The organism is Neisseria sp. P0021.S006 (genome assembly GCF_051956895.1).
In genome coordinates this window covers 1-1,524 of the sequence record NZ_JBQCWZ010000313.1, presented here as the reverse complement: position 1 = coordinate 1,524, position 1,524 = coordinate 1, and the positions used below count along the sequence as shown (strand labels likewise).

Here is a 1,524-nt window from a genome sequence, read left to right as displayed (position 1 = left end):
CCGTTTGACGCGCAACTTTCACGCTCGCAAATCGAAAAATCACTGGGACAATCCATCGACACTTTATACGCGGAATTTGAAACAGAGCCTGTCGCCAGCGCGTCCATCGCCCAAGTACACAAAGCCCGCCTGCATTCGGGCGAACAGGTCGCCGTGAAAGTCTTGCGCCCCAACCTTTTGCCCGTTATCGAACAGGATTTGTCGCTGATGCGCTTTGGTGCAGGCTGGGTAGAGCGTTTGTTTTCAGACGGCAAGCGTTTGAAGCCGCGCGAAGTGGTGGCCGAATTTGACAAATACCTGCACGACGAATTGGACTTAATGCGCGAAGCCGCCAATGCCAGCCAACTCGGACGCAATTTCCAAAACAGCGATATGCTGATTGTGCCGAAGGTGTTTTACGACTACTGCACCAGCGACGTGCTGACCATCGAATGGATGGACGGCACACCGGTATCCGATATCGCCAAACTCAAAGCAGACGGTATCGATTTGCACAAACTTGCCGATTACGGCGTGGAAATCTTCTTCACGCAAGTTTTCCGTGACGGCTTTTTCCATGCGGATATGCACCCCGGCAACATTCTGGTCGCCGCCGACAACCGCTACATCGCCCTCGATTTCGGCATCGTCGGCACGCTGACCGATTACGACAAACGCTATCTCGCCATCAACTTCCTCGCCTTCTTCAACCGCGATTACCACCGCGTCGCTACCGCCCACATCGAATCGGGCTGGGTACCTGCCGACACGCGGGCGGAAGAATTGGAAGCGGCTGTCCGCGCCGTGTGCGAGCCTGTGTTCAACAAACCGATTTCGCAGATTTCCTTCGGCTTGGTGCTGATGCGCCTGTTTGAAGTCAGCCGTCGCTTCAATGTCGAAATCCAGCCGCAGCTGGTATTGCTGCAAAAAACGCTGCTCAACATCGAAGGCTTGGGTCGCCAACTCGATCCAGATTTGGACTTGTGGAAAACCGCCAAACCGTTTTTGGTGCGCTGGATGAACGAACAGGTCGGCCCCAAAGCCCTTTGGCGCAATCTCAAAAACGAAGCCCCCGACTGGGCGCAAATCATCCCTTCCCTGCCGCGAAAAATCAGTGCGCTGGTTGATGAAAACCGCCAGCAGGAAATGCGCGATGCCTATGTGCATTTGGTCAAAGTACAGCAACGCCAAAGCCTGTGGCTGAGTGTGATTGCGGTTGTTTTGCTGCTGATTTTGCTGTTTAAATAAACTGTAATACAGCTTTAAACGACATAATAAAGGCCGTCTGAAATCGATTTTCAGACGGCCTTTTTATATGCCGACCTATTCTTTTTTCTCGTGCTGAACATATCCGCTTTCAGCTTCGATATGCCGTCTGAAGCGCAAACCTGCGGCGTGGTAAAATGGGTGCGGCGAGAACTGGCGCGAGACTTGCGAAGCGAAGATGCAAGTCAGCAGCATCCAAAACAATAAATTCTGTCCGCCCGTCATTTCCATTACCACCACGGCGGCGGTCAACGGCGATTGGGTCGCAGCGGCAAGGAA

Annotated in this window: 2 protein-coding genes; one reads left to right on the top strand and one right to left on the bottom strand. The window is 53.2% G+C overall.

The window, feature by feature from the left end; translation table 11 throughout:
• Positions 1-1,227, top strand: a 1,227-nt coding sequence (gene ubiB, locus ACTHUM_RS13660) for a ubiquinone biosynthesis regulatory protein kinase UbiB (protein ID WP_440403130.1), incomplete at its 5' end; no start/stop codon positions are given.
• Positions 1,228-1,302: 75 nt separating this feature from the next.
• On the opposite strand, the gene ACTHUM_RS13655 is transcribed toward ubiB, so the two are convergent.
• Positions 1,303-1,524 (bottom strand): chloride channel protein (locus tag ACTHUM_RS13655; protein ID WP_440403129.1); only part of this gene is annotated, 222 nt, incomplete at its 5' end.